A 932-nucleotide genomic window follows, 5' to 3' on the forward strand; every position below is an offset into this window, starting at 1 on the left:
AGACAGGTCGTGTCCATCCCGTAACGCTTGTCTCTGGAATTCGGATTTGAAGGCGTAAATTCCCGCACAAGATCGTCGGCAGCTGCTCCGGTCGAATAAAGCTGGGCCAGATCGAAATTCGATTTGATCATGCGCGGGTCATAGGTCTCGCGCGCCCTGATGTAGCGCACGATGTTCGCCGCGGTGACCGCTTCATCCTGGGACAGGTCCCCCGGCTTCAGGGCTCGTGCAATCTCGAGGTGGCCCGTCGTTTTGTCGACGGCGACCATATAGGGTTCGTACTGCTTGAGCGGAAAAAGCAGGACGAGCGCCACCAGTGAGAGAAGCGCTATGACGCCGAAGACCCCCGTCAGCAGCCAAGCGAATGTTCGCGACCGCCGCAAACGGCGATGGGTGTCGTCTTCCCACGATTTGCCTTGCTGGTAATAGCGCTGGTTGACCAAGCCAGTTTCAGTCGGTGCGTTTGACACTTTAATTTAGCCTTGCTTTCAAGCTCGCTTCTTGCCGTCATCAGATCGCAAGCGATTGATGACGAATTCGGCGCTTTCTGCCGTCTCCCGTAGACCCTATAGCGAGGACGCGTTTTTGGCCGTCTCGCGTTGAATGCTTGCCTTCCCCACATCAGCCGCAAATCGGGGACGTCCGTCGGCTGATCTCCTGAAAAGCGAACTGCCAGCCCGCGTCGTGGTCCGCGTAACCGCGTTGTCCACTGTTCCTCTTGCCGCCCGCCGAATGCCGTGAATGGCTCCGGCGGTGCCTATCGGTCCGCTCCCGGTCAAAATGCCGGCGATGATGGGTATTTGTAATAGAACATAGAACCCGACCAGCGTGACCAGCAGGAGTGGCATTACGTGAGAAAGCTTGCCGGTTATGTCGGTCCCGGCACCGCCTTCCATGGCGGAAACGGAGAGCTGGACCATGTAGTAGTAGAA

Annotated in this window: 2 protein-coding genes; both read right to left on the reverse strand. The window is 57.6% G+C overall.

Annotated features, from left to right (window positions below):
* A partial coding sequence (locus EOA85_RS36110) for a VirB8/TrbF family protein (RefSeq protein ID WP_245486388.1) occupies positions 1 to 470 on the reverse strand: 470 nt, incomplete at its 3' end.
* Positions 471 to 566: 96 nt separating this feature from the next.
* A partial coding sequence (locus EOA85_RS38440) for a hypothetical protein (RefSeq protein WP_206523498.1) occupies positions 567 to 932 on the reverse strand: 366 nt, incomplete at its 5' end.

This window comes from Mesorhizobium sp. M5C.F.Ca.IN.020.29.1.1 (assembly GCF_003997375.1).
Taxonomy (GTDB): domain Bacteria; phylum Pseudomonadota; class Alphaproteobacteria; order Rhizobiales; family Rhizobiaceae; genus Mesorhizobium; species Mesorhizobium wenxiniae.